Genomic DNA, 24,770 nt, shown 5'->3' with positions numbered 1-24,770 from the left:
TCCCCGCCAGCGCTCGCGGGCAGGCTGGCCAGAGCGGCGGCTTTGCCCGCCTTGCCACAATCGCCGCATGGCACAGCAAGAAACCCGCACTTTCCGCAAACACTGGCTCTACACCGCCACGGCTCCCGGCGGGCGGCGCGCGCAGGGCGTGGTGCAGGCCAGCGACGCGCGGCAGGCGCTGGAAGTGATCGGGCGCGAATTTCCGCAGCTGGGCAACGTGCGCATCCTGAACATGGCCAGCGACTTGCTGCCGCTGGAAGAAGCGGCGCGGCAGCGCTTTGGCGTGCCGCCCGATGAAGTCACGCCGCAGCAATGGGCAGACCTGGCGGCCAGCCTGGTGGCGGAGATGGAGCAGCAAAGTTTGAGCCTCGCCCAGGGCTTGCGCCAGACGGCGGCGCGGCATCGCCCCCTGCTGCTGGGGCTGAGCGTGGCGCTGGCGCTGGCGCTGTACCGCCAGTGGCCCTGGTGGGTGGCGCTGCTGGCGGCGCTGGGCATGGCGGCGCCGTTTGCCTCCTGCGCGCTGGCGTGGCGTCATGTCTTGCAGCACCGGCAGGGGCTGTGCGCCGCGCTGGCGGGCGACGCGATGGGCTTGCAGGAGAGCCTTCAGGCGCTCACGGATGCGGCGCTGAGCCGGCCGTGGGCGCCCGGCCTGCGTGAAATGGCCTGGGAACTGGCTTTTTACAGCGCTTGCATGACCGCGCGCTATCAGGGCGTGGCCGCTGCGCGCGCCGAGCTGCTGGCGCACCCTTGCCGCCCGGAGGCTGAGGCCGGCGGGGCCGATGCGGCCAGCCGTCAGCCGCTGGGCATTTTTGAATACCTGCTGCCCGCGCGCGCGGGCGATTTCGCCACGGCCGCCGCCGTGCTGGAGGGCATGCTGGCTGCCGCGCCGGACCGGCCCGAATGGCTGATGGACCTGGCCATCACGCGCGAGCGGCTGGGGCAGTTTGATGAAGCCCGGCGGCTGCTGGCGCGGGTGAATACGCGAGAGCTGCCCCCTTTCATCGCCATGTACGAGCAGGGCATACGCGGCCTGCTGGCGCTCGATGATGCGCGGCATGCCGACTTCGGCCAGGCCGTGGCGCTGCTGACCGCCGCCTGCCGCACCGCGCTGGAGTGGACGCAGCGCAACCCCGTGTTCTGGTGGTCTGCCATTTCTTTTGCCTGCGAGCTGTCGCTGGCGCTGGCGCGCAATGGCCAGCCGCAGGCCGCGCGCCGGGCGCTGGCCACCGTGCGGCGCCTGGCGCCGCAGTGCGTGGATGCGCGCCGGCTGGAAATCATCCGCGCTGAAGTGGAGCCAGCCTTGCCGCCTGCACCTGCCGCCGGAGCCGCCGCATGAGCGCCGCCGTCCAGGCTGGCGTGCAGCTGCGCGCGCGCGACGTGCCCCCCCGCGCCGCCTGGGCGCTGGAGCAGGCGGGCGTGCACCCGCTGCTGGCGCGCCTGCTGGCCGCGCGCGGCGTGCGCCGGGCGGCCGAGCTGGACCCGGCCCTCTCGCGCCTGCTGCCGCCTGTCGGCCCTGAAAGCGGCGGCAGTCCTGAAAGCGGCGGCGGCCTCAAAGGCGCGCCCGAAGCCGCCCGCCTGCTGGCCGACGCCATGGCCGCGCGCAAGCGCATTTGCTTTGTGGCCGATTACGACTGCGACGGCGCCACCGCCTGTGCCGTGGGCGTGCGCGGCCTGCGCATGCTGGGCGCGGCGCACGTGGACTACCTGGTGCCCGACCGCGTGTGCGACGGCTACGGCCTCACGCCTCCCATCGCGCGCCGCGTGGCCGAACGCGGGGCCGACGTGCTGCTCACCGTGGACAACGGCATTGCCAGCGTGGAAGGCGTGCAGGCCGCGCGGGAGCTGGGCCTGCAAGTGCTCGTCACCGACCACCACCTGCCCGGCCCTGCGCTGCCGGCGGCCCATGTCATCGTCAATCCCAACCAGCCCGGCTGCGGCTTTGCCAGCAAAAGCATGGCGGGCGTGGGCGTCATGTTTTACGTGCTGCTGGCCTTGCGCGCCGAGCTGCGCGCGCGCGGCGCCTTCACCGCCGCCAGCCAGCCCCGGCTGGATGCGCTGCTGCCCCTCATCGCCCTGGGCACCGTGGCCGATGTGGTGCGGCTGGACGAAAACAACCGCCGCCTTGTCGCCCAGGGCCTGCGCCGCATTCGCGCCGGGCACATGCAGCCGGGCCTGGCCGCGCTGTTTGAGGCATCGGGCCGCCCGTGGGCCAAAGCCAGCGCCGCCGATTTCGGCTTTGCCCTGGGGCCGCGCATCAACGCCGCCGGCCGCCTGGCCGACATGACGATTGGCATCGAGCTGCTGCTCACCGACGACGCAGCCCGCGCCCGAGAGCTGGCCGCGCGGCTGGACGCCATCAACCGCCAGCGCCGCGAAATCGAAAACGGCATGCGCGAGCAGGCCCTGCTGCACGTGGAAAACCTGTTTGACGGCGAGGCCGCCCTGCCGGTGGCCCTGAGCGTGCATGACGACAGCTTTCACGAAGGCGTGGTCGGCATCGTCGCCTCGCGCCTGAAAGACAAATGGCGCCGCCCCGCCTTCGTCTTTGCCGCCAGCGGCGCGCCCGGCAAAGAAGGCGAACTCAAGGGATCGGGCCGCTCCATCCCCGGCTTTCACCTGCGCGACGCGCTCGATCTGGTGGCCAAGCGCAGCCCCGGCACGCTGCTCAAATTTGGCGGCCACGCCATGGCGGCGGGCTGCACCATCGCGCGCGGCCAGTTCGACGCCTTTCGCCGCGCCTTCGAGCAAGTGGCCGCCGAAGAGCTGGACGCCGACGCCCTGAGCTGCTGCATGGAAACCGACGGCTCCCTGCCTGCCCAATACCGCTGCCCGGACGTGGCCGAAGCCCTTCAAGCCGAAGTCTGGGGCCAGGGCTTTCCCGCGCCGCTTTTCTGCGACGAAGTGCAAGTCATCAGCCAGCGCCTGGTCGGCGGCGAAAAGCACCTGTCGCTCAAACTGCGCCACGCGGGCGAGGCGGTGGACGCCATCTGGTTCAACCACACCGGCCCCCTGCCCGAGCGCCCGCGCCTGGCCTACCGGCTGGATGTGGACGAATGGCAGGGCCAGCGCCGCGTGCGCTTCATCGTGGAAGCCGCCGAAGGCGAAAGCCTGGAGTAGCCGCGCCCCGCGCGGAGCAGACGGCCTCGTTTCGCGCCCTTATTCGGAGCATGAGGTCCCAGAGACTGTTCTCAAAGAGAGAATTTGCGGCAAACGATCGTCATGTATCCAAATGACATGACCGGTGAACAGACCGTCGATAGCGCGCACTGCCCAAGGGCTACCCGCTCTGGAAACAGGTCTACAACACCTCTGCCCGCTGGTGCGACTGCGCCAGCAGGCGCCAGGCCCAGCGCGGCCATCATCGACTCCCAATCGGTCAAGACTGTCTCAAATGAGGGCAGCGCGGATACGACGCAGGCAAAAGAGTCAAGGGGCACAAGCGCCACATAGCCGTAGACACAATGGGGCTGCTGCTGGCCGTGGTGGTGCATTCGGCAGGCATTCAGGGCCGCGTGGGTGTCAGGGCTTTGCTGGTGAGGCTGTTCTTGCGCTTTGAGTGCCTCAAGACTGTCTTTGTGGATGGCGGCTACTCGGGCCGTCTGATCAATTGGGCGCTGAGCTTGTTTGGCTGGAACATGCAGGAGATCAAGCCAAATTCCGCGCCCACCGGGGCGGGAACCCTTGCGAAACCAGGCGTCTCCGCAGTCAGAAGCAAAACAAAGCGGATGGGTGCAAATGCATTCCGCATGCGCACCCATCCGCTTTTTTGAAGAACCAAGTGTCAGTGCCCGCCCGCCGTACCGGGCGCGCCGCCTTCTGGGCAAGATGCCTGCGTGTACACACCCCAGGCGAGGCGCTCGCCCTTGGCCAGCTGCTTGTCGTTGGCAAACACAGCCACTTCCAGATCACACGCCTGCTTGGCGCTGCGCTGCACGCGCAAATGGCTGACAGGCGTGCCGTCAAGCTGGCAGGCTGACTGGCCCACCAGTTTCAGCAGATGGCCTGCGCCATCGGCTTGCACTTGCATGGCATGGGCCGCCGCGCCACAGGGTGACCAGATCAGGCTTTGCGTCTGTAAGGTCAGATTGCCTGCTGACTCCAGCGCGCGGCTCACCGGCTCCCACTCGCCTTGAAGGGCGGCAGGCAGGCTTTCGGCGGCTGCAGGCGCAGTTTGCACAGGCGCGGCTTGGGGCGGGCTGGCGTCCGCATCTGCCGCCGCCCAGGTTCCCTGCGCCAGCGCTGCCGCCAGCAAGCCCATGACGGCAGGCCACAGCAGGCGGCGCGCTTTCATTTGAAAAGCCCTTCGGGTGCGTGGTGCCGCCCAGCCCAGTCTTCCCAGGCCACATCGCTGGGGCCAACGGCAATGTCAATCAGCTTCCAAGCCTGGCCGTCGCGGCGCAGCAGCGCCACGCATAAATCGGACATGGCGCCCGCTTGAGCCGCTTTATGCAGGGCGGTGCCCGCATAGTCAAAGCGCTTGTCTGCGGCATCGCGCAGGCGGGCCTGCATGAAGGCCCAGTCGCCGTCGTAGCGAATGTTTTCTGGCGCCAGCTTCAGCTGCTCCGCATCCAGCTTGAGTGATTGTGCGGCCGCCTGAATGGCGATGGCGGTGATGGCATCGTCATCCGCTTTGTGCACGCTGGGAGCGCCCGCTCCTGCGGCAGGCATGATGGACAAGACCAGCGGCAAGGCCAGCCACTTCACGGGAAATTTCATGTTTTCACTCCGGTTGTTTGAAACGGGGCATTTCAGCATTGCCAACAAATGGCGCTGCAACAGAACGTTGAATGCGCCTTGAGGCGCGCCGCCGCCCTACGAAAAACCCCTGCCCACTGAACCATGGGCAGGGGCCGTTGCGGGCCACGCCAGAAAGCGGCGCGACGCCGCTCTGCTTTGCTGCCGATCAATTCGGCGGCGTCAGGATGGCGGAGAGGTGGTTATGCCACCAGTTGCTGGTGTCGTAAGTAATGCGCTGACTGCCATCCGCATTGCGGTTGTTGGAACCAATCAGCGTGACCTTGCCGTTTTCATTCGACGCCACGATTTCCGTGTGCGAAACGCCATTGCGTTCCATGATGACCACGTCGCCCGGCTTGGCGTTGGCCAGCGACACCGGCTGCCAGCCCTTGCGGCGCAGCGTGACATCCAGCTGGCGCACGGCGTCGGTGTGCTCGCCTGCCGACAGCAGGCCGTTTTTCTGCAATACCGCCGAGACGAAATTGGCGCAGCAGACGTTGTTGGGCACATTGGGATTCATCGGCAGCGCGCCGCTGCGCTTGAGTTCGGAGGCGTTGCGGCCTTCAAAGCTCTTGGCGATGGCTGCCGTGTTGGCGCCTTTCCCGTTGCCTGCTGGCGTGGGCGTGGAAGTGCCTTGCGTGCCTTGCGCACTGCCAGTCCCGCCGGCTCCCCCCGTTCTGCCTGCGCCTTGCGCGCCGGAAGGCAGGTTGATCTTTTGATTGGGATAAATCAGGTCAGGGTTGGCGATTTGCGGATTGGCCGCAATCAGGCTCTTGAGCGAAACGCCATGCGCGCGCGCGATATCCCACAAGGTATCGCCCTTCTTCACGGTATAGGAGCCGCCTGCGGCCTTGGCGGGCTGGCCGCCGCCCGTGCTGGGCGCTGCAGGAGAAGGCTGCTGGCTTTGCGCGCCGCCAGCGCCTGTTGGCTTTTGATTGCCAAACATCTGCGCTTCCTCATTGCGCCGGCGCGTCAGGCCGGGCAGCACGCGCCCGCCACCGTGGTTGTACTTGCCAAATTCGGCTTGCGCTCCGGCGTAATCGCCTGCGTTGAGCTTTTCCAGAATGGTCGATTTCTGGAGCGTGCCCGCGCCGCAGTTGAAGGTAAAGCTCACCAGCGCGTCGAACTGGCCTTGTGTCAGCGGCACCTTCACGGCCTTGCGCACGGCGTTCTCGGCCGTGCCCAGGTCTTTGCGCAGCAGCTCGGTCGCCTGTGCTTCGCTAATGGTCTGGCCTTCACGCACATCACTGCCTGTATGGCCGTAGCCGATGGTCAAAATGCCCACCGGGTCGCGATAAGCCGTAGTGCGCAGGCCCTCGTATTTCTTGACCATATCCAGCCCCGCCTGGCTCATGCTCATGCCAGAAGGCTGCGAGCCGCCCGCACCAGAAGCCGCCGCCGTCTGCTGCACGCCTGCGGTCTGGTTTGCCGCGCCGCCGCCAGCAGCGCCTGCACCGCCCGGCAAATTAATGGTGTCGCCAGCAAAAATCAAATCAGGATTGCTGATCTGCGGATTGGCTGCCAAAAGCGCCTGAAGCGAAACGCCATTGCGCGCGGCAATGGCCGAAAGCGTATCGCCCTGCTGGACTGAAACGGAGCCTCTGGCAGCGCCCGTGCGCGCAGCGTTGGCATGGGAAGAAAAATTGACAGCGGTCATGTTGAGTCCTTTCCTTTGACCAAGGTTGCTACCTGTGCCACATATCCCAAAAGGCTGGCAGACGCATTCATTGTCGGCATCTGTATTTGAAAAAGATAGCTGGGGTGATTACCCTGGGAAAAGCATTTAGAAAACGTGTCGCCAGGTAACGCGGCAATCCTTCCGAATATTTATTTTCTCTGTTTGTTTACATGTGCCTTCAATGACGGCCAACATTCTTGTTTTGATAATTTCTATTTCGGAAAAATGCATATAGAAACACGAGCCAGGACGCTTGCGTAGAACGAATCCCCTTTCATTGGGAGAAGTCACACAAATAGCAATATGAATGTAAAATATAATTTACGTGAATGTAAAAGTGTTCTGATGGTAAAAATATTTTTCATATTATCCGCATCGTGCAATATTGATTTGCAATTTTTCTTGACGGCCTGCATTAAAGGTGTTCCATGAAAAGCTGTTTCGGCTCATGCCTGAATCCGTTCACGGCCCAGCCTCAGGTGCGGAAAACGGGTCAGGTCGGAATGCGAAGCGCAGGTGGTTAGTCGTGGCTTCTCAATGCGATGCTCCCTTCAAGCTTGAGGCAACAAGCGGGAGGTTGTGTTTGTCAGCAGAGTAAGGGCGATGGAAGTTGTCGCGCTGCATCCCACGGCGCCAGCTCATCAATGCAGTGGTCTGAAGCGCAATAGCGATACGCATAGGCCCACTGTCTGAACAAAGTCTGGATGAACCGCTCGGCCATTGCCATGGGTTCTGGGCGTGTAGGGCTTGGTGCGAAAGCGCTTGTGATCATCAGGCGCTGCAGCAGCCTGGTAAAGCGCCGTGACTGGCAAGCTGTGCCATTGCCAGCTCATCACCGGCTCAACGCATGCCTCCAGGCTTGCCGTAGTGCAGCGCTGCCAGCAGGTGCTGACAGGCGTTCCTGGCCGTCTCACGGAAAGCGCCGGGCTGAAGCTCACGGAAACACACGCTTTGTGGATGTCCATTCAGGAAGTCCTGACGTGGATGGTTGGGATTGTTCATGTGTGCCAATGTGGCGGAAGGAAGCGATCGTGCGGGAAGCGGGGCAGGAATGAAGCAGATTTCGGGTGCGCAGGCCGCCGCGCCTTGCCAAAAGAAGAAAATCCGCGCCCATGACTGAAAACCACACTGCCAACCCAACGCCCGCCCTGGCTTTTTCAGACCAGAACCTCGTCTGGCTGGACTGCGAAATGAGCGGTCTGGACCCCGAACGCGAGCGCCTGCTGGAAATCGCCATCGTCATCACCGACCCGCAGCTGCAAACTCGCGTGGAAGGCCCCGTGCTGGTCATCCACCAAAGCGACGAGCTGCTGGCCGGCATGGACGCCTGGAACCGGGGCACGCATGGCCGCAGCGGGCTGACAGAAAAAGTCCGCGCCTCCACCCTCACCGAAGGCGAAGCCGAGCAGCAGCTCATCGCCTTCATCTCGCGCTACGTCTCCAAGGGCGTGGCGCCCATGTGCGGCAACACCATCGGGCAAGACAGGCGCTTTCTCGTCAAATACATGCCCCGGCTGGAATCGTTTTTCCACTACCGCAATATTGACGTGAGCACCCTCAAGGAACTGGCCCGCCGCTGGAAGCCCGAGGTTGCGGACGCCTTCCAAAAACGCCAGGCCCACACCGCGCTGGCCGACGTGCACGAATCCATCGACGAGCTGCTGCATTACCGCGAACATTTCATTCGCATTTGAAAACCCGTTCACAGGCGCTTTTTCCGGAAAAGCGCTTTTTTGTTTGAAAGCGGATTCCGGCGGCGTATTTCAGCGCGGATTTGGGCTTTTGTTCTCTTGCGGCCTTTCTTCTTTGCCGGGGCATTCCGCTCCGCAGCCTTCGCGGCCTGGCCCAAAGCATGGTTCCGCCAGGAAGCATCAAAAGAAGGAGCAAATTGAACAGGGCTAAAAACGGTTCCTGCGCACGTTTCACTAGGACATCATGCTCCTTTTTAAGGAGCGGAATCAGCCCTTTTTTCCACATGGAAGGTGGAGTCAAATGCAGCCAGGTTTTCCCAAGCTGATGACCGCAATACATGATGTGCAGAGCGCGCTTGTTTCAAGCCACAAAAAAGGCCGTCCAAGCAGGTCTCGGACGGCCTTTATTCTGGTTGCCTATTTGAAATCAGCATCCGTCAGCAACTTGCTGCCTTGTATTTCTGTCACGTTGCGCGTGCCAGCCCGCATCATGTTGATCGTCATTTTTTTTGAACTGCGCCATGACCGAATTGACGCGCTTGCGCACAGCAACCTCACCGTCGGCCTGCCCGTTCAGTCCGTGCCTGCGCTGGGCGGCTGGGGCCTGCTGGCTGCCGCACTCGGCTTCATGGGCGTGCGCTGGGGGCGCTGCAAGAGTAGCTTGAGTCGGGAGCAAAGCCTGCTGTGCGGTGTTGCTTACGCGGGCCAGCCATTTGTTGCAAGGCGTCAAAGACATCTCGGGCAGGCGCGTGATGGTTCGCAAAGAGAAGCGAACTTCACGCTCTCAAGGTAATGCCCAAACGCTGGGTGGTTGAGCACAGCCTTGTCTGGCTGGAGAAAAGCCGGAGGCTGTGGAAGAGCGGTGAGCGGCTGCTTCGCGCCAGCTTGCCGTTCGTTTATTTGGCATCCTGGCTCTCTTGAGCAAAAGATTTTGAACAGGTTCTGGGAATAAGCGGCGGACGGGCCTTGCGGCTTTCAATGCGTTTGGCGTGGCAGTGGCATCAAGCCGTTTGGAAAACTCGCCAGGTATCTGAAACCTGATTTTGAACCGCTTGTTTTCCCTGCGGGCGCTTCAGGAAAATATCTTATCCACCGCAATGAGAAACTTTTCAAGGACTTCATTCCAGGACTGGCCTTTCAATTTGTCTGGATCAAACATTTCGTCCATTACGAAAATAAGCGCATCATTGATCCAGTCAGGCGGATTGCCTTGGCTCTGGGGAAACGTTGGCTGGAGCCGGTAGGTCTCCAGCCTGTAAACCTTGCCGAAAAAGATTTTTTCGCCCCTTTCTTGCAGGATTTCCAAACGAAATCGAAAAGTTTCCCCGTCGCCCGCTTCGAACGGTTCCAAATCAAAAACTTTCACCTGTTCGCAAATCTTTTTCATGATTATTGGGCATGGTTTTTGAATCAGCGATGGCGGCGCGGGCGGCGGCAAAGGACAAGGCAAAGGCTGTTCAACATCAAAAAAAGGAGCGGATTTCAGCCGGCGTAATGCCGTGATGTCCTGGTGCAGTCAGGAAACCTTGCCATGAATGCAGGAGCGAAAAAATCGCTGGCGGGGCAGGGCAGGGCGCTTTCAGGCTGTTTGCGCGGGTTTCTTGAGCGCGCCCAGCAGCACGGCGCTCAAGACTGTTCCGGCGGCAATCGCTGCCAGATACAGGCCCAGATGGGTGACGGCATTGGGGATGGGCAGCACGAAGGCGCCGCCGTGGGGCACGCGCAATTCGCACCCTGCGAGCATGGAAACCGCGCCGGTGAGGGCCGAGCCTGCGGCCAGGGCGGGAATGACGCGCAGCGGGTCTTTGGCGGCGAAGGGAATGGCGCCTTCGGTGATGAAGGCCAGGCCCATGACGGCGGCGGCTTTGGCGCCGTCGCGCTCTTCGGCGCTGAAGCGGCTTTTGAACAGCCAGGCGGCCAGGGCGATGGCCAGCGGCGGCGTCATGCCGGCGGCCATGACGGCGGCCATGGGCGAATAGACCTCGCTGGCGATCAGGCCGGTGCCGAAGGTGTAGGCGGCCTTGTTGATGGGGCCGCCCATGTCGATGGCCATCATGCCGCCCAGCAGCAGGCCCAGCAGCAAGGCGCTGCTGCCTTGCAGGCCCTTGAGCCACTGGGTGAGCGCGGCCAGCAGCGCGGCCACGGGCTGGCCGATCACGTAATACATGAGCAAGCCGGTGATGAGCGTGCCCAGCAGCGGGAGGATGAGCACGGGCTTGAGGCCGTCCAGGTTGCGGCCCAGCCGGATTTTTTCGTTCAGCCACTTGACGGCGTAGCCCGCGATGAAGCCGGAGGCCAGGCCGCCCAGAAAGCCCGCGCCGATGCTGTTTGCAATCATCCCGCCAGCCATGCCGGGCGTGATGCCGGGGCGGTCGGCCACGGAGTAGGCGATGTAGCCCGAGAGCACGGGAATCATGAGCGCGAAGGTGGCGCTTTTGCCAATGGAAAACAGCGTCCAGCCCAGCGTGCCCCGGTGCGCGTCGTCATACACGTAAATACCGCCCAGCGCGAAGCCCAGCGCAATGAGCAGCCCGCCGGTAACCACAAAGGGCAGCATGAAGGACACGCCCGTCATCAGGTGCTTGTAGGCCCCGGTGCGCTCTTTTTTGGCGGCGGGGGCGGCTTCTTTTGGGGCGGATGGGGCCGCGCCGTGCGGCTGCGCTTCGGCCAGCGCCTGGCGGATCAGGCCCTGGCCGTTTTTGATGGCCGCCTTGGTGCCGCTGGCAAAAAGGCGCTTGCCCGCAAAGCGGCTGGCGTCCACTTGCGTGTCGGCGGCGATGATGACCAGATCAGCCGCCGCAATGTCGTCAGGCGAAAGGGTGTTTTGCGCGCCGACCGAGCCTTGCGTTTCCACCTTCATCTGGCAGCCCAGCGCGGCGGCGGCGGCCTTCAGCCCTTCTTCGGCCATGAAGGTGTGGGCAATGCCCGTGGGGCAGGAGGTGACGGCAACGACTTTGAGCGCCTGCCAGTTTTCAGCGCCTGGCCGTTCAGCCTCTTTGGGGCCGCTTGCCCCCGTGGCCCCCGTGGCATCAGCGCGGGCCGCTATCAAACCGGGAGCGCCGGCGGGCGAATCTGCGGGTGAATCGGCGCCTTCTTGCTGCAAACACTGGCGCAGCACGCCCGCCGCATCGGCCAGTACGGCGGCCAGCGTGGCCACGTGTGCGGCCTTGCCCGCCAGTCGCTGCGCGGGCGCTTCGCCCACGCACAGCACCAGCGGCGCGGCGGCCAGTTCTTCGGGCGCAAGAGGGTCTTGCGCGCCGCTTTCCAGCAGGGTTTCGATGCGCAAGGGCAGCTGCATGGCGCGGGCGGCTTCGCGCAGCGCCTCGCGCGCCAGCAGCGAATGCGTGGCGCGGGCGGGCGTGTTGATGATGACCAGCAGGGAGGAAGGCATGGCTTGCAGCTCCGGCAAGGTGATTACAGGTTGAAATGAGACATCAAATCGCGGCGCAAATCTTCATAGCACGCAGCCAGCCAGGGCACAAAGCCATCGGCCAGCGGGAAGGTGCTGCCATCGCGCATGAACCACACCACCGGCGGCTCCGCCGGGTTGGGCGCGCCATCGAGCTGAAAGGCCAGCCCGTCGCCGCCGTCTTTCCAGAACGGCAGCAGCCCCAGCGCCAGATAGCCGCTGCCCTGCGCCTCGCCCAGCAGGCTTTCCAGACTCAAATGCGGCTCCAAACCGGCATTGGCCCACCGAAAGCCATCGCCCACCGCGCGCATGCGGGCCGCGTATCGGGTTTGAAATTCGACATAGCTTTTCGGGAAAACCACGCCGAATGCTTTTTCCAGCCGATCAAAATCCGCCTGCGTGGGCAGGCCGAAATCGGGGGAAAAATCGCCGCAAAAATCGGGATAGCGGGCTTGAAGGTCGGTGAAGGTCATTTTCTTTGAATGATTAATTCATTTTGTTTGCAGCCATGTTTTCACGCATGGATTCAGGAAGATGAATCATGATGGAATGGCCGACAAGGTAATGGCCTGCAACAAGGCATTGATTTCACTGGCAGGCGGCAAATCCGGCCCCAATCGTTTCAATTTGGCCGTGGCAAAGGCCACGCCATGCCGCAAAGCCTCGCGCCAATCCAGCCCTGCATGCCGCGCGGCGAGCAGGCCGGCCACTTGCGCATCGCCTGCGCCCACGGTGCTCACGGGCTTGACGGGCAAGGGTGCGGCCAGCCAGGCGCCTTCGGGGCTGCTCATGAAAGCGCCTTGCGCGCCCAGGGAGACGACGACGGTTTCTACGCCCTGGGCGTGCAGGCCGCGCGCGGCTTCGCGTAAATCGGTGCAAGTGGGCAGCGGGCGGCCCAGCAGGGTTTCCAGCTCGTGGCGGTTGGGTTTGATGAGGGCCAGCGGCACGCCGCAGGCCAGGGCTTGCTTCAGCGCCGCGCCGCTGGTGTCCAGCGCAATGCGCGCGCCGCGCTCGTGCAAAAGTTTCAGCAGCGGCGCGTAGCCTTCGGTTTGCAGGCCGGGCGGCAGGCTGCCAGCGGCCAGCGCCCACTGGCCGGGTTGTGCGCGCTGGCGCACGTCTTGCAGCAGGGCCTGCCAAGCGGCGGCGGGCACGGCGGGGCCGGGCAGGTTGATGTCGGTGGTGTCGCCCGTGTCGGCCGCCACGATCTTGATATTGGTGCGCGTGCTGCCGGGCACGCGCTGGCAGGCGTCTGCGATGCCTTTGCGGGCAAACAGCGCCTCGAACGCCGCCGCGTTGTCTTGCCCCAGCAGCCCGAGCGCCACGACGGGCGCGCCCCAGTCGGCCAGGCAGCTGGCCACGTTGATGCCCTTGCCGCCCGCGTTGCGGCGCGCTTGCGTGGCCACGTTCACCGCGCCGGGGCGCAGGCTGGGCAGGCTCACGGTTTCGTCAATGGCAGGGTGGGGCGTGATGGTGAGGATGGGCAGGGGCATGGCGTTTTTCATGGCGTTTCCGGCAAGTCATTCATTTTTGAAGCGCGTGCATTCAAGGATGGATTCGCTCCTGCTTCAATAGCAGGATCTCCCCGTGGAATGTGCGACATATGGCTTTTTGCAGTGCCTGAATCCGCTCCTTTTTTTGGGGCGATTCCGCCAGCTTCCGGCGGATGGCAGGCATGGCGGGGCAGGGCTGTTTCATTTCCATGAATCAAACAGCATCAGCGCATTGAATGTGGATGCCTGTATGGGCAGGCCATATACCACGGGCGCAAGCCACAAAAAACCCAGCAGGCCCGCTGCTGCAAAAAACCATGCCCAGCGCCGCGAAAGGCCCGCGCAGGTGGCCAGCCGGGCGCTCATGACATAACTGACGGCCAGCGCCGGAAAATAGTGGTAAATGAACATGGGCCGGTGAATGAAGAAAAAAGGCGCGAAATTCACCAGATACGCCAGCGCCAGCAAATAATCGCTTTGCGCGGGCGGGGCCGCCGGTTTGCCCATATTCGCGCCGCGCCAGGGCGAGGGCAGCAGGGCGGCCAGAAAATACAGCGCTCCCAAAGCCAGCGGCCACCAAATGGCGATATTGGCCGCCATGTAAATGCGCTCCGGCGGCTGGCTCTGGCTGCTCCACACGAAAATGCCGCGCCAGCCCCACGGCCAGGTGTACCAGGGGCTGGCATAGGGGTGCCCTGAAACCTGGCTGGAATACGAAGCCATGGCGCGGTGCAGCTCCAGCGTGGCATAAGGGGTGAAAAGCCAGTCGCTGCCTGCCGGATTTTCACGCCGCTCTTTCAGCCGCTGCTGCATGGGGGCAGACATATACGCATCGCCCGGCCCCGCCTTGGGCAGCAGCGCGAAATGCAGCGCATATCCGACGCCTTGCACCAGCAATATCACGGCCACAATTGCCAAAAATGCGCCTGTTTTTGCGCGCCATTGCCGCCGTATGTTTTGCCAGATTGGCCCAATGGCCGGAAAACCTTCCAGCGCCAGCGCGGCGAAAACCGGCGCGACAAAGCCCAGCCCCGTCCACTTCACGCCGCAGGCCAGCCCCAGCGCCAGCGCGCCCAGCAGCAAATGGCGCTTTTTGCCCTGCCGCCGCCAGGCCGCCATGCCGCACCAGCCCGCCAGGCCGAAAGTCAATAACGGAATATCGTTGAGGATGAAGCGCGATTCCACCATCAGCACGGTGTCAAACGCCGCCAGCCAGCCCGCGCACAAGGCCCAGCGCCGCGCCGCGCCAAAATCCAGCGCCAGCCGCGCCACCAGAAGCGGCAATACCGTGCCGCACAGCGCCGGAAACAAGCGCATCCATAAATAAAACCCGCCCGGATAATGCAGGCCGTGCGGATGAAACGAAAACCCTTGCGGCACGCCCGCCAGCGCGCCCAGCGCCGCGTAAATGAGCTTCATGTGCGGCGGATGAATATCAAAATAATATTCCCCGCTGAAATAATACGAAGCAAAGCGCCCCACCAGGCTTTCGTCAAAAGCCACTTCGGCAGGCTCGGCCAGCCGCCATAAATGCAGCAGGGCGGAAACGGCCAGCAAAAGCAGCCAGGGCCAGCCTTGCCGCCAATGCTGGCGGATGGGCTGCCCTATTTCTGTTTTCAGACTGAATGGCATTTTTAAAATCTGGCGCGGCCGCTGGGCGAATATGAAACGTGTGTTTTTTTGCGTGCCTTAGCGCTTGACCTGCCTGGGCGCTTGCAGCCTGGCGGCCAGGGCGCGGACGCTGTCGGCGTCGGCGCTATCAAGGGCCAGCTGGGCCAGCTCGGCCAGCAGGGCGCTGTCGCAGGCGCGCAAGGCGGCCTTGACGGGGGCGATGTCGCGCTGGCTCATGGAGAGTTCGCGCACGCCCAGGCCGGTGAGGATGGCCGCGCCGAGCGGGTCGCCCGCCAGGCCGCCGCACACGCCCACCCAGCAGGGGCGCCCGGCTTGCGTGGCGGCTTGCGCGCCTTGCACGGTGCGCTGAATCATGCGCAGCACGGCAGGGTGCAGGGTGTCGGCTTCGCGCGCCAGTTCGGGGTGCTGGCGGTCGATGGCGAGCACGTATTGCGTGAGGTCGTTGGTGCCGATGGAAAAGAAGTCGGCATGCAGCGCCAGTTGCCCGGCCATGACGGCCGCTGCGGGCACTTCCACCATGATGCCGATGGGCACGGCGGGCGCGTTCAGCTGCTGGCGGATGCGTTCGCATTCGGCGCGCAGCTCGCGCAGCTCGGCCAGGCTGGTGATCATGGGAAACATGATGGAAAGCGGCCCGGTTTTGGCGGCGCGGTAGATGGCGCGCAACTGCGGCTCCAGCAAATCCGGGCGGCGGAGCATGAGGCGGCTGCCGCGTATGCCCAGGAAGGGGTTTTCTTCGTGCGGCAGGTTGAGGTAGGGCACTTGCTTGTCGCCGCCGATATCGAGCGTGCGGATGATGAGGGGGCGGCCCGCCAGCTCGCGCACCATGCCGCAGTAGGTTTCGCACTGCTCGTCTTCGCCGGGGGCGCTGTCGCGCTCCAGATAGAGAAATTCGGTGCGCATCAGGCCCACGCCTTCGGCGCCGGCGGCCAGCGCGGCGGGCACTTGTTCGGGGCGATTGACGTTGGCGGCCACTTCCACGCGCACGCCGTCTTGCGTGGCGGCCGGTTGCAGGGCCAGCCGGGCGATTTCGCGGGCGCGCGCCTGCTGCGCGTCGCGCCACTGGCGGGCGCTTTGCAAATCGGCCTCATCCAGCCCCCAATACAGGCGCGCGCCGTCGCCGTCCAGCACCACGGTTTGGCCGTCGGGCACATCGAGCAGGGCGCCGCCAGCGGCCACCACGGCGGGCAGGCCCAGCGTGCGGGCGATGATGGCGGTGTGCGAGGAAGGGCCGCCCTGCGCGGTGCACAGGCCCGCCACCTGGCGCAAATCGAGCGCGGCGGTGTCTGACGGGGTGAGGTCGGCAGCGGCGATGACGAGGTTTTCGCCGCCCTGCTCCTGCCCGCCGGGCACATCCAGCTCTGGCGCGAGCTTGCGCAGCACGCGCAGGCCCGCATCGCGCAAATCGGCCGCGCGCGCGGCCAGCAGCGGGCTGCCCACGCTGGCCAGCTGGCCGGCGGCGGCTTGCACGGCTTCATGCCAGCTCCAGGCTGCGCCGTGGCCTTGCGCCATGCGCTGGCAGGCCTGGGCGATCAGGCCGGTGTCGCCCAGCAGCTCGGCTTGCGCGCGGAAGATGCCGCCTTCGGCCTTGCCAATGCGCGCGGCGGTGTCTTGCGCCAGTTGCAGCAGCTCGGCGCGGGTGGCGGCCAGGGCTTCGTCCAGCGCGTCAGCGCCTTCGGCCAGCGGGGCCGGGCGGTCGGGCACGGCGATGTTGGCGGCGCGGCGCACGCGCAGCGTGCCAATGGCCAGGCCCGGGCTGGCGCTGATGCCTTGCAGCGACGGCGGCTGGCCCGCAGGCTGCCAGGCGCTGCGGCTGGCCGCTTGCGCCTTGGCCTGGCGGGCTTTTTCGGCCTCGGCCTCTTCGGCGGCGGTCAGCCGGTTCATCACGCCTTGCAGCGCTGCCAGGGCGGCGGCGGCATCGTCGCCTTGCGCGGAAACGTGAAGGGTCTGCCCGTGGGCGATGCCCAGTTGCAGCAGGGCCATGAGGTTTTTGGCATCGCCCGCCTCCTGCCCGTTTCGCACGCGCACGCTGGCGGCAAAGCGCCGGGCCGTTTCCACCCACTGCTGGGCGGGGCGCGCGTGCAGGCCGTTGGGATAGGGCATGCGCCAGTCAAAGCCTTGCGCGTAGTCGGCGGCCGGGGCTTGTGCAGCGGCGTCAGCGGCGGCGGCAGGTGCAGCAGGCAGCTCCAGCGCGCGCAGGATGTCGCCCGCATCCGCCGTGCAGGCCAGCTTTTGCAGCGTGGCCTCGTCTTGCAGCAGGCGCGTCAGGCGCCGCAGCAGCGCCAGGTGCTCGTCAGACTGCGCGGCAATGGCGAAGATGAGCGTGGCGCGCTGCCCCGCGTTCCACTCCACGCCGCCGGGCACTTGCAGCACGGCGATGCCGGTGCGCTCGATCAGGTGCCGGTCGGCAATCTGCCCGTGCGGAATGGCCACGCCGCTGCCCAGATAGGTATTGGCCGTCTGCTCGCGCGCCAGCAGGCTTTGCACATAGGCCGGGGCGATGCAGCCGGCAGCCACCAGCAACTGCCCCGCCTGCCGGATGGCGGCGGTCTTGTCGGCGGGCGCGGCGCCCAGTTGAACCAGTTCGGGGCGGATGAGGGCTTCTGGCATGGCGTTTTTCCTGAATGTGCTTCTGAATCTGAAGTTCTTCTGAGCGGCGCGTGTGATGGCCGCGCAGTCTAGCCGCAGGGCAGGGCGCTGGAGATATCAAAAAAAGGAGCGGATTCAGGTATATCTAAATGCCTTCCTGCGCAGTTTCCACTAGGACGTCATGCTATGGATAGAGGAGCGAAACAGAGGGCGGAATGGCGCGCTCCGCTTTTTGCCCTTGCGCAGGCCTGGCCCCGCTTTTTTGCCTGCGCGGCCAGCGCTGGCAGCGGGCGCTGAAGGCGGATGAACCACGCTGTAGGCATGGGCAGAACCCAAGTGGGCGCGAGGCGTTGGGCACAATGCGGATTTGTCGCTTTCAGGGGTCTTTTTTCACACTTTTCGCCGCCATGAAACGTTCTGTCTGGTTCCGTCTTTCCCTTCTTTGTTCTGCTCTGGCGCTGGCGGGGCAGGCCCATGCGCTGGCCGTGGCCAGCGTTTCGCCGCAGGGCGAGGTGTCGCGGGTGCGGCAGGTGGTGGTCAGGTTCAAGACGAATGCGGTGGCGTTTGGCGATGCCAAGCTGGCCGCGCCGTTCACGCTGGCCTGCAATGACGCCCAGGCGCAAAAGGGCGAAGGGCGCTGGACGGGCGCGCGCGAGTGGGTGTACGACTTTGAAGACGATCTGCCGCCGGGCACGCGCTGCACGCTCAAGGCGGCGGCGGGCTTCAAGGCAGCCGACGGCTCGGCGCTGGAGGGCAAGAGCAGCTACGCCTTTCACACGGGCGGCCCGATCGTTCAGGACGTGCTCCCGGGCACCTGGCGCAAGGTGGATGAAGACCAGCATTTCGTGCTGGCGCTCAACGGCGCGGCCACGCCGGAGAGCGTGCAGGCCCACGTGTGGTGCAGCGCTGAAGGCGTGGGCGAGCGCGTGCCGGTGAAGCTCATCACGGGCGCGGACCGTGCGGCGCTGCTCAAGGAGCTGGACTGGAGCCAGCGTGATGAAAAGAAGCCGGGCACGGTTTTTGTGATGCAGTGCCAGCGGCGGCTCACGCCGGAAACGAAGGTGGAGCTGGTGTACGGCAAGGGCGTGGCCACGCCCAGCGGCATACCCAACACGGTGGAGCGCCGCTTTGAATACGAGGTGCGCCCGCTGTTTCAGGCCAGCATGAGCTGCGAGCGCGAGAACGCGCAGGCCGCGTGCATGCCCCTGCGGCCGGTGACGCTGGATTTTTCGGCCAGCGCGCCGCGCCGCCTGCTCCAGCAGGCGCGGCTGACTTCGGACAAAGGCGAAATTGCGCCCGAGTTCAACGAAAAAGGCGATCCGGATGATTTGCTGGACAGCCTGAAATTTCCTGCCCCGCTGGCCGAAAGCGCCACCTACACGCTCACGCTGCCTGCCGATTTGAAAGACGACAGCGGCCGCCCGCTGGCCAACGCGGCGAGCTTTCCGCTGACGGTGCGCACTTCGCCCATGCCGCCGCTGGCCAAGTTCGCGGCGGGCACGTTCGGCATCGTCGAGCGATTTGCCGAAGGGCCGAACGGCACGCCCCTGCTGCCGGTGACGCTGCGGCGCGTGGAGCCGCAGCTGGGCGTGCAGTCCATGCAAATCAGCCGCGCGCGCTTTGAGAGCGACGCGGACATCATTGAATGGATGCGCCGGGTAGAGGAGTTTGACGACGCCTCCATCGAGCGCGAAAAGGCCGCGCAAGTGGTGCGGGGCGCGCTGCCGCCGCCGCTGAAGGATTCGCCGTATTCGGAGAACTATGTGGAAACACGGGCCGTCTCGCTGCTGGAAGGCCGCGCGGACGCGCAAACGCAGCCGCTGCCCGGCACGCAAGAGGGCGACACGCGGCCCTTCGAGGTGGTGGGCATTCCGCTGACCCCCGGCTTTCATGTGCTGGAAATCGCCTCGCGCCAGCTGGGTCAGGCCCTGCTGAACGAAGGCTACGGGCCGCAGCGCACCATGTATGTGCGCACCTCTGCGCTGGTGACCAACCTGGCCGTGCATTTCAAGTGGAGTCCGGAAGGCTCGCTGGCCTGGGTGACCACGCTCGATCACGGCCAGCCCGTGGCGGGCGCGCAGGTGAACGTGTCGGACTGCTACGGCAAGCCCGTGGCGCGGGCCGTGACCGACGCGCAGGGCCTGGCGCGCCTGCCGGAAGTCACTCAATCCAGCCCCTGCGCGCTTGAATGGCGCGTGCCCGAAAGCACGCGCGGCTACTTCATCAGCGCGCGCAGCGGCGAAGGCAGCGGGCAGGACATGGCTTTTGTCTGGAGCAACTGGAACCGGGGCATTGAACCCTGGCGCTTCAACGCGCCCACGGGCCGCGACGGCGGCGCGTCCGCCGAAGTGGCGCACACCGTGCTGGACCGCACGCTCGTGCGCGCGGGCGAAACGGTGTCGATGAAGCACTACCTGCGCCAGTCCGTCAGCCCCGAAAAAGGCACGCTGGCGCTGCCGCCCGCAGGCAGCATGCCGCGCACGCTGACCATCACCCACGTGGGCAGCGGGCAGGAATACACGCAGGAGCTGAACTGGCGCGACACCCCCACGGGCGGCCGCAGCGCCGCCAGCCAGTTCGCCGTGCCCAAAAACGCCAAGCTGGGCGTGTACCGCATCACGTTTGGCGCAGGCGGCGGCGATGATGACGACAGTGGCGGCCATTCCGCCGGCTCCTTCCGCGTGGAAGAGTTCCGCCTGCCCGTGTATCGCGGCAGCGTGGCCGTGGCCGATGAAAACGCCCTGATCGCCACCGCAGACGTGCCCGTGCAGGTGCAAGTGAGCTACGTGGCTGGCGGCGCGGCGGCGCACCTGCCCGTGCAGGTGTCGGCGGCTGTCAAGGACATCGCGCCGCACTTTGGCGACTACGACAGCTTCAGCTTCACCCCGCCCGACGGGCGCCGCAGCAGCGAAACCCGCGTGGACGATGACGGCGATGACAGCGATGCGCCCAGCTCCGCCAGCCAGAAGCTCGTGGCCGACAAGCAGCCGCTCACGCTGGACGCGCAAGGCGCGGGGCGCCTGGTGCTCGCCAAGCTGCCCGCCTCCAGCCGCCCGCGCGAGCTGCTGCTGGAAGCCACCTATGCCGATCCCAATGGCGAAATCCAGACCCTGAGCCAGACGCAAACCCTGTGGCCCGCCGCCGTGGTGGCCGGCCTGCGCGCCGACAGCTGGGTTTCCGTGGACAAAAACCTGAAATTGCAGGCACTGGCGCTGGATCTGCAAGGCAAGCCCAAGGCGGGCGCGGCCATGACCGTGCGCGCCGTGGCGCACACCACCACCACCACGCGCAAGCGGCTGGTAGGCGGCTTCTATGCCTACGACCACCACCACGAAACGCATGACCTGGGCGCACTGTGCAGCGGCAAGACCGACGCGCGCGGCCTGCTGCACTGCGATGTGAAGCTGGCGCAGCCCGGCCGCATCGAACTGGTGGCCAGCGCGGCTGACGAAGCGGGCCGCAAGGCCGAGGCCGCGCAAAGCGTGTGGGTCACACGCCAGGGCGAACTGTGGTTTGACGGCGAAAACAACGACCGCATGGACGTGCTGCCCGAGCAAAAACGCTACAACGCGGGTGACACCGCGCGCTTTCAGGTGCGCATGCCCTTCCGCAAGGCCACCGCGCTGGTGGCCGTGGAGCGCGAAGGCATCGTGCAGACGCAAGTGGTGCAGCTCAGCGGCGACGACCCCACCATCAGCCTGAAAGTCGGTGAAAACTGGGGGCCTAACGTTTACGTGAGCGTGCTGGCGCTGCGCGGGCGGCTGTATGAAGTGCCCTGGTACAGCTTCTTCACCTGGGGCTTCAAAAGCCCCATCCAGTGGTGGAGAGCCTTCCGCAACAAAGACAGCGACTTCGCCCCGCCCACCGCGCTGGTGGACCTGAGCAAGCCCACCTACCGCTTCGGCATGGCCGAAATCCGCTTGGGCGAGCAAAACTACCGCATGCACGTGGGCGTGGAAGCCGACAAGGCCAGCTACGCCCCGCGCGGCACGGCCCGCGTGCGCATTGAGGCCAAGCTGCCCGGCGGCCAGCCCGCCGCCCAGGCCCGGGTGGCCGTGGCCGCCGTGGACAAGGCGCTGCTTGAACTCATGCCCAACACCAGCTGGAACCTGCTGGAAGCCATGCTCCGGCGCCGCTCCTGGGACGTGGAAACGGCCACCGCGCAAATGGAAATCGTGGGCCGCCGCCACTACGGCCGCAAGGCCGCGCCCCCTGGCGGCGACGGCGCGGGCGGCGCGCCCGTGCGCGAGCTGCTCGACACCCTGCTTTTGTGGAAGCCTGACGTGGAGCTGGACGCCAACGGCCAGGCCATCGTGGACGTGCCGCTCAATGACGCGCTCACCACCTTCCAGATCGTGGCCGTGGCTGACAGCGGCGCCAACCGCTTTGGCACCGGCAAAACCAGCGTGCGCGTCACGCAAGATTTGCAAATCATCAGCGGCCTGCCGCCCCTGGTGCGCGGCGGCGATGCGTACGAAGCCGCCTTCACCCTGCGCAACACCACGGACAAGCCCATGAAAGTGCAGGTGCGGGCCGAAGCCGCCCCGCTGCAAACCGAAGCGCAAACGCTGGAAATACCCGCTGGCCAGGCGAGCGAAGCCCGCTGGCAAGTCACCGCCCCGCCGCACATGGGCGTGCCCGGCGCGCAGGAAATCACCTGGAAAATCAGCGCCAAGGATGAAAACGGCAGCGCCAGCGACGCCCTGAAAGTCAGCCAGCGCGTCGTGCCCGCCGTGCCCGTGACGGTGCAGCAGGCCACCCTCGTGCAGCTTGAAAAACCCTACACCTTGCCCGTGGCCCCGCCCGCCGACGCCCTGCCGGGCCGTGGCGGGCTGCGCCTGGCCCTGCAACCGAAGCTGGCCGATGGCCTGCCCGCCATCAACGACTGGTTCGCCGCCTACCCCTACTCCTGCCTGGAGCAGCAGACCAGCAAGGCCATCGGCATGCGCGATGAAGCGCAGTGGCGCAGCGTGGCAGCGCAAATGCCCTCCTACATGGACGGCGACGGCCTGCTCTACTACTTCCCGCCGCGCAGCGGCCAGGAAGACAAAGGCAGCCCTATCCTCACCGCGTGGATGCTGGCCGCCACCCATGAAGCCAGCCGCATCGAGCCGCAATACGCCCTGCCCGAAGACGTGCGCCAGCCCATGCTGGACGGCCTGGCCGCCTTCGTCGAAGGCCGCATCACGCGCCGCTACTGGTCGCCCCGCAAAGACCTGGACGTGCTCAAGCTCGCCGCCATCGAAGCCCTCTCGCGCTACGGCGCCGCACGGGCCGCCATGCTGGAGAGCATCACCATCGCTCCCAACCAGTGGCCTACCAGCGCCGTCATTGACTGGGTGAACGTGCTGCGCCGCGTCAAGGGCATTCCGGCCCAGCCGCAAAAGCTGGAAGAAGCCATGCAAATCCTGCGCTCGCGCCTGTCATGGCAAGGCTCGCGCCTGATCTTCAGCGCCGAAAAAGACGACGACTGGTGGTGGTTCATGGCCGGCGGCGACGTGAACACCGCCCGCCTGCTGCTCACCGTGCTGGACGACCCCGAATGGCATGACGACATGGGCCGCCTCATCAACGGCTTCATCCAGCGCCAGCAAAGCGGCGCCTGGCACACCACCACCGCCAACCTCTGGGGCAGCTTCGCCATCGAGCAATTTGCCCGCGCGCGCGAATCCGCCCCCGTCAGCGGCATCACCCGTGCCAGCCTGGGCGGCGAAAAAGCCCAGGTGGACTGGAGCGAAGTGCGCCCCGCGCCCAAGGAAGAAGGCGTGGACCATGCCAACTCGCGCCTGAGCTACTCCGGCGCGCCCGCCAGCCCCGGCCTCTACGTGAACAACACCATGCAGCTGCCCTGGCCGCAAAAGAAGGGTCAGCAGGCGGGCCAGCCAGCAGGCAAGAGCGAGCTGGCCGTCACCCACGAAGGCAGCGGCAGCCCCTGGCTCACCCTGCAATCGCTGGCCGCCGTGCCCCTGAAAGCCCCCTTCGCGGCGGGCTACCAGATCAAGCGCAGCGTCACCCCCCTTGAGCAGGCCGACAAGAGCCTGCCGGCGGGCCACTACTCGCGCGGCGACATCCTGCGCGTCACGCTGGAAGTCAATGCCAGCGCCGACATGACCTGGGTCGCCATCACCGACCCCGTGCCCGGCGGCGCCACCATCCTCGGCAGCGGCCTGGGGCGCGACTCGGCCATTGCCTCCAGCGGCGAAAAATCCGAAGGCTGGGGCTGGCTCGCCTACGAAGAGCGCAGCTTCGAGTCCTTCCGCGCCTACTACGAATACCTGCCCAAAGGCAAGCTGAAGATGGAATACACCGTGCGCCTGAACAACCCCGGCGTCTTCAACCTGCCCCCCACCCGCGTCGAAGCCCTCTACGCCCCCGAAATGTTCGGTGAAGCGCCCAACGCGCCGGTGCAGGTGCGGCAGTAGCGGGCATCAGCGCTGCCTGAATGGAAAAATGGCGAAAAGCGGGTTGCGGACGGGTCTGCAACCCGCTTTTTTTCACTTTGTATGCCTGCATGGCTGTTTTTAAAATGGCTCGAAACAAGTTTGATTCAGGCAGGAGAAAATGATTTCTTTGAAACGCCATGAAGGCGCGCCAGTCGATATTCGAGCCTGAAGACAAAATGATTTGACGAAATGGCTTGAAAGATAATGAACCATGTCAAAAGAATACGGTGAATATGATTTTGTCTGGCTTGCCGCAGCGTATGTGGCGGCCAGCGTGGTGGAGCATGGCGCGATGCTGGCATTTACTTTTGCGCCTGCATTTGAAGGCGGCGAAAAAGCGGCGGCCTTTCCATACGTCTCTCTGCTTGCGTATTTGCGCGGCCTGGCCTGTGCGGCCTGGCTTTTGAAAAGCGCGGGGCGGGCATCGCCGGGGGCATCGCTGGGGTATCACTGGCTTTGGGCCGCATTCGGGCTGTTTGCCGATTTGATGGGCGTGGCGCTTTTTGTTTTGTTCAATGAGGCGCGGCAGCCCCATCGGCCCAAGCCGTCATCGCCAGCCTTTCACCCCGATTGCGAGAAGTGACATGCGCCAGTGGCTGAACCAGCACGGCGAGCGCCCTGTGCTCTGGCTGGCGGCGGCTTTTGTGCTTGCCGTGGTTTTGCGCAGGGTCTTTTTTCACTCAGAAACGGCGCATTGGGGGCCGCAAGCGGCTTTTGCCATCGATCACGCCTATCAGGCCGTTTGCGGCTTCTGGCTGTGGCGGTATGCCGGGCGCCATCGCTGGCTCTGGCTGGCATTGGGCGCTGCGGCGGGGCTGCCCGCCGTTTGGCTGTTTTTCGTGCTGGAGCGGGCCAGGCGTGAGCGGGGGCATACATGACGGAAGCAGTGTCATCAAGCTCATCTATTCATAGCAATAGGTCCTAGTGGAATAAGCGCAGGGCGGCATTTCAGGCCCTTCATATTCGCTTCTGTTTTTGATGCGGCCAGGCAGGAGCAGGGCGGCCCGCAGCCTTTCTTGGCGTTCCTGGCTGCGCGCCTGCTGGCAGGGGTTGTTCAAGAGCGGGCGTAAACAGGTTCTCACCGGATGCCTTTTTTTGCGG

At 65.1% G+C, this 24,770-nt stretch carries 18 protein-coding genes and 2 pseudogenes; 8 read left to right on the top strand and 12 right to left on the bottom strand.

What is annotated here, in order from left to right:
• Nucleotides 1–67: 67 nt before the first annotated feature.
• The 3 genes and pseudogenes from QB898_RS09755 to QB898_RS09745 form a co-directional block, all read left to right on the top strand.
• A complete protein-coding gene (locus tag QB898_RS09755) occupies nt 68–1,336 on the top strand; it encodes a tetratricopeptide repeat protein (protein ID WP_279524796.1) in 1,269 nt (422 codons plus the stop codon).
• Nucleotides 1,337–1,356: 20 nt separating this feature from the next.
• Nucleotides 1,357–3,117: a single-stranded-DNA-specific exonuclease RecJ gene (gene recJ, locus QB898_RS09750; protein WP_279524806.1), complete on the top strand. Its 1,761-nt coding sequence runs from the start codon at nt 1,357–1,359 to the stop codon at nt 3,115–3,117.
• A gap of 293 nt (nt 3,118–3,410) precedes the next feature.
• Nucleotides 3,411–3,770: pseudogene (locus QB898_RS09745) on the top strand (transposase); the annotation flags it as partial.
• Between the two features lie 11 nt (nt 3,771–3,781).
• On the opposite strand, the gene QB898_RS09740 reads toward QB898_RS09745, so the two are convergent.
• The 4 genes from QB898_RS09740 to QB898_RS09720 form a co-directional block, all read right to left on the bottom strand.
• Nucleotides 3,782–4,291, bottom strand: a complete 510-nt coding sequence (locus QB898_RS09740; protein WP_279524795.1) for a hypothetical protein — start codon at nt 4,289–4,291, stop codon at nt 3,782–3,784.
• On the bottom strand, nt 4,288–4,716 hold the full coding sequence (locus QB898_RS09735) for a hypothetical protein (RefSeq protein WP_146006981.1): 429 nt from the start codon (nt 4,714–4,716) through the stop codon (nt 4,288–4,290). The genes QB898_RS09740 and QB898_RS09735 overlap by 4 nt, the downstream gene beginning before the upstream one ends.
• A 187-nt stretch (nt 4,717–4,903) precedes the next feature.
• The gene (locus QB898_RS09730) at nt 4,904–6,394 is read right to left on the bottom strand and encodes a glycoside hydrolase family protein (RefSeq protein ID WP_279524794.1); all 1,491 of its coding nucleotides are present in this window, start codon (nt 6,392–6,394) and stop codon (nt 4,904–4,906) included.
• An 861-nt stretch (nt 6,395–7,255) separates the two neighbouring features.
• On the bottom strand, nt 7,256–7,417 hold the full coding sequence (locus QB898_RS09720; protein WP_279524793.1) for a hypothetical protein: 162 nt from the start codon (nt 7,415–7,417) through the stop codon (nt 7,256–7,258).
• A gap of 110 nt (nt 7,418–7,527) precedes the next feature.
• Here QB898_RS09720 and orn point away from each other — a divergent pair, with 110 nt between their 5' ends.
• Entirely contained in the window at nt 7,528–8,109 is a 582-nt protein-coding gene (orn, locus tag QB898_RS09715; RefSeq protein ID WP_279524792.1) for an oligoribonuclease, read from the top strand.
• Here orn and QB898_RS09710 read toward each other — a convergent pair.
• Entirely contained in the window at nt 8,096–8,392 is a 297-nt protein-coding gene (locus QB898_RS09710) for a hypothetical protein (RefSeq protein WP_279524791.1), read from the bottom strand. The genes orn and QB898_RS09710 overlap by 14 nt on opposite strands.
• Before the next feature lie 360 nt (nt 8,393–8,752).
• On the opposite strand from QB898_RS09710, the pseudogene QB898_RS13450 reads away from it, so the two are divergent.
• Nucleotides 8,753–9,027 (top strand): annotated as a pseudogene (locus QB898_RS13450) (IS5/IS1182 family transposase); the annotation flags it as partial.
• A gap of 151 nt (nt 9,028–9,178) precedes the next feature.
• Here QB898_RS13450 and QB898_RS09695 read toward each other — a convergent pair.
• From QB898_RS09695 to ptsP, 7 genes are all read right to left on the bottom strand, one after another.
• Nucleotides 9,179–9,493, bottom strand: a complete 315-nt coding sequence (locus QB898_RS09695) for a hypothetical protein (protein ID WP_279524789.1) — start codon at nt 9,491–9,493, stop codon at nt 9,179–9,181.
• Nucleotides 9,494–9,685: 192 nt separating this feature from the next.
• Entirely contained in the window at nt 9,686–11,497 is a 1,812-nt protein-coding gene (locus QB898_RS09690; RefSeq protein ID WP_279524788.1) for a fructose-specific PTS transporter subunit EIIC, read from the bottom strand.
• A 23-nt stretch (nt 11,498–11,520) separates the two neighbouring features.
• Nucleotides 11,521–11,988 (bottom strand): SMI1/KNR4 family protein, encoded by a 468-nt coding sequence (locus QB898_RS09685; RefSeq protein WP_102284139.1) that lies wholly within the window; start codon nt 11,986–11,988, stop codon nt 11,521–11,523.
• A 66-nt stretch (nt 11,989–12,054) separates the two neighbouring features.
• A complete protein-coding gene (gene pfkB / locus QB898_RS09680; RefSeq protein WP_428982790.1) occupies nt 12,055–13,017 on the bottom strand; it encodes a 1-phosphofructokinase in 963 nt (320 codons plus the stop codon).
• A gap of 40 nt (nt 13,018–13,057) precedes the next feature.
• A complete protein-coding gene (locus QB898_RS09675; protein ID WP_279524787.1) occupies nt 13,058–13,189 on the bottom strand; it encodes a hypothetical protein in 132 nt (43 codons plus the stop codon).
• A 17-nt stretch (nt 13,190–13,206) separates the two neighbouring features.
• Nucleotides 13,207–14,637, bottom strand: coding sequence for a phospholipid carrier-dependent glycosyltransferase (locus QB898_RS09670; RefSeq protein WP_279524786.1), 1,431 nt, complete (start codon nt 14,635–14,637; stop codon nt 13,207–13,209).
• Nucleotides 14,638–14,694: 57 nt separating this feature from the next.
• Nucleotides 14,695–17,247, bottom strand: a complete 2,553-nt coding sequence (gene ptsP, locus QB898_RS09665; protein WP_279524785.1) for a phosphoenolpyruvate--protein phosphotransferase — start codon at nt 17,245–17,247, stop codon at nt 14,695–14,697.
• A gap of 386 nt (nt 17,248–17,633) precedes the next feature.
• Between ptsP and QB898_RS09660 the strand changes: the two genes are divergently transcribed.
• The 3 genes from QB898_RS09660 to QB898_RS09650 all read left to right on the top strand — a co-directional run bounded on the left by QB898_RS09660 (nt 17,634) and on the right by QB898_RS09650 (nt 24,547).
• The gene (locus QB898_RS09660) at nt 17,634–23,648 is read left to right on the top strand and encodes an alpha-2-macroglobulin family protein (RefSeq protein ID WP_279524784.1); all 6,015 of its coding nucleotides are present in this window, start codon (nt 17,634–17,636) and stop codon (nt 23,646–23,648) included.
• Between the two features lie 232 nt (nt 23,649–23,880).
• Nucleotides 23,881–24,252 carry a hypothetical protein gene (locus QB898_RS09655; protein ID WP_279524783.1) on the top strand — a complete coding sequence of 124 codons (372 nt, stop codon included), beginning with the start codon at nt 23,881–23,883 and terminating at the stop codon, nt 24,250–24,252.
• Between the two features lies 1 nt (nt 24,253).
• Nucleotides 24,254–24,547, top strand: coding sequence for a hypothetical protein (locus QB898_RS09650; protein WP_279524782.1), 294 nt, complete (start codon nt 24,254–24,256; stop codon nt 24,545–24,547).
• The last annotated feature ends 223 nt before the right edge of the window (nt 24,548–24,770 follow it).

The sequence above is a fragment of the Ottowia cancrivicina genome (assembly GCF_029813755.1).
GTDB lineage: Bacteria > Pseudomonadota > Gammaproteobacteria > Burkholderiales > Burkholderiaceae_C > Ottowia > Ottowia massiliensis.
The sequence above is the reverse complement of the archived record's forward strand: the minus strand, read 5'-3'. Positions and strand labels throughout refer to the sequence as shown.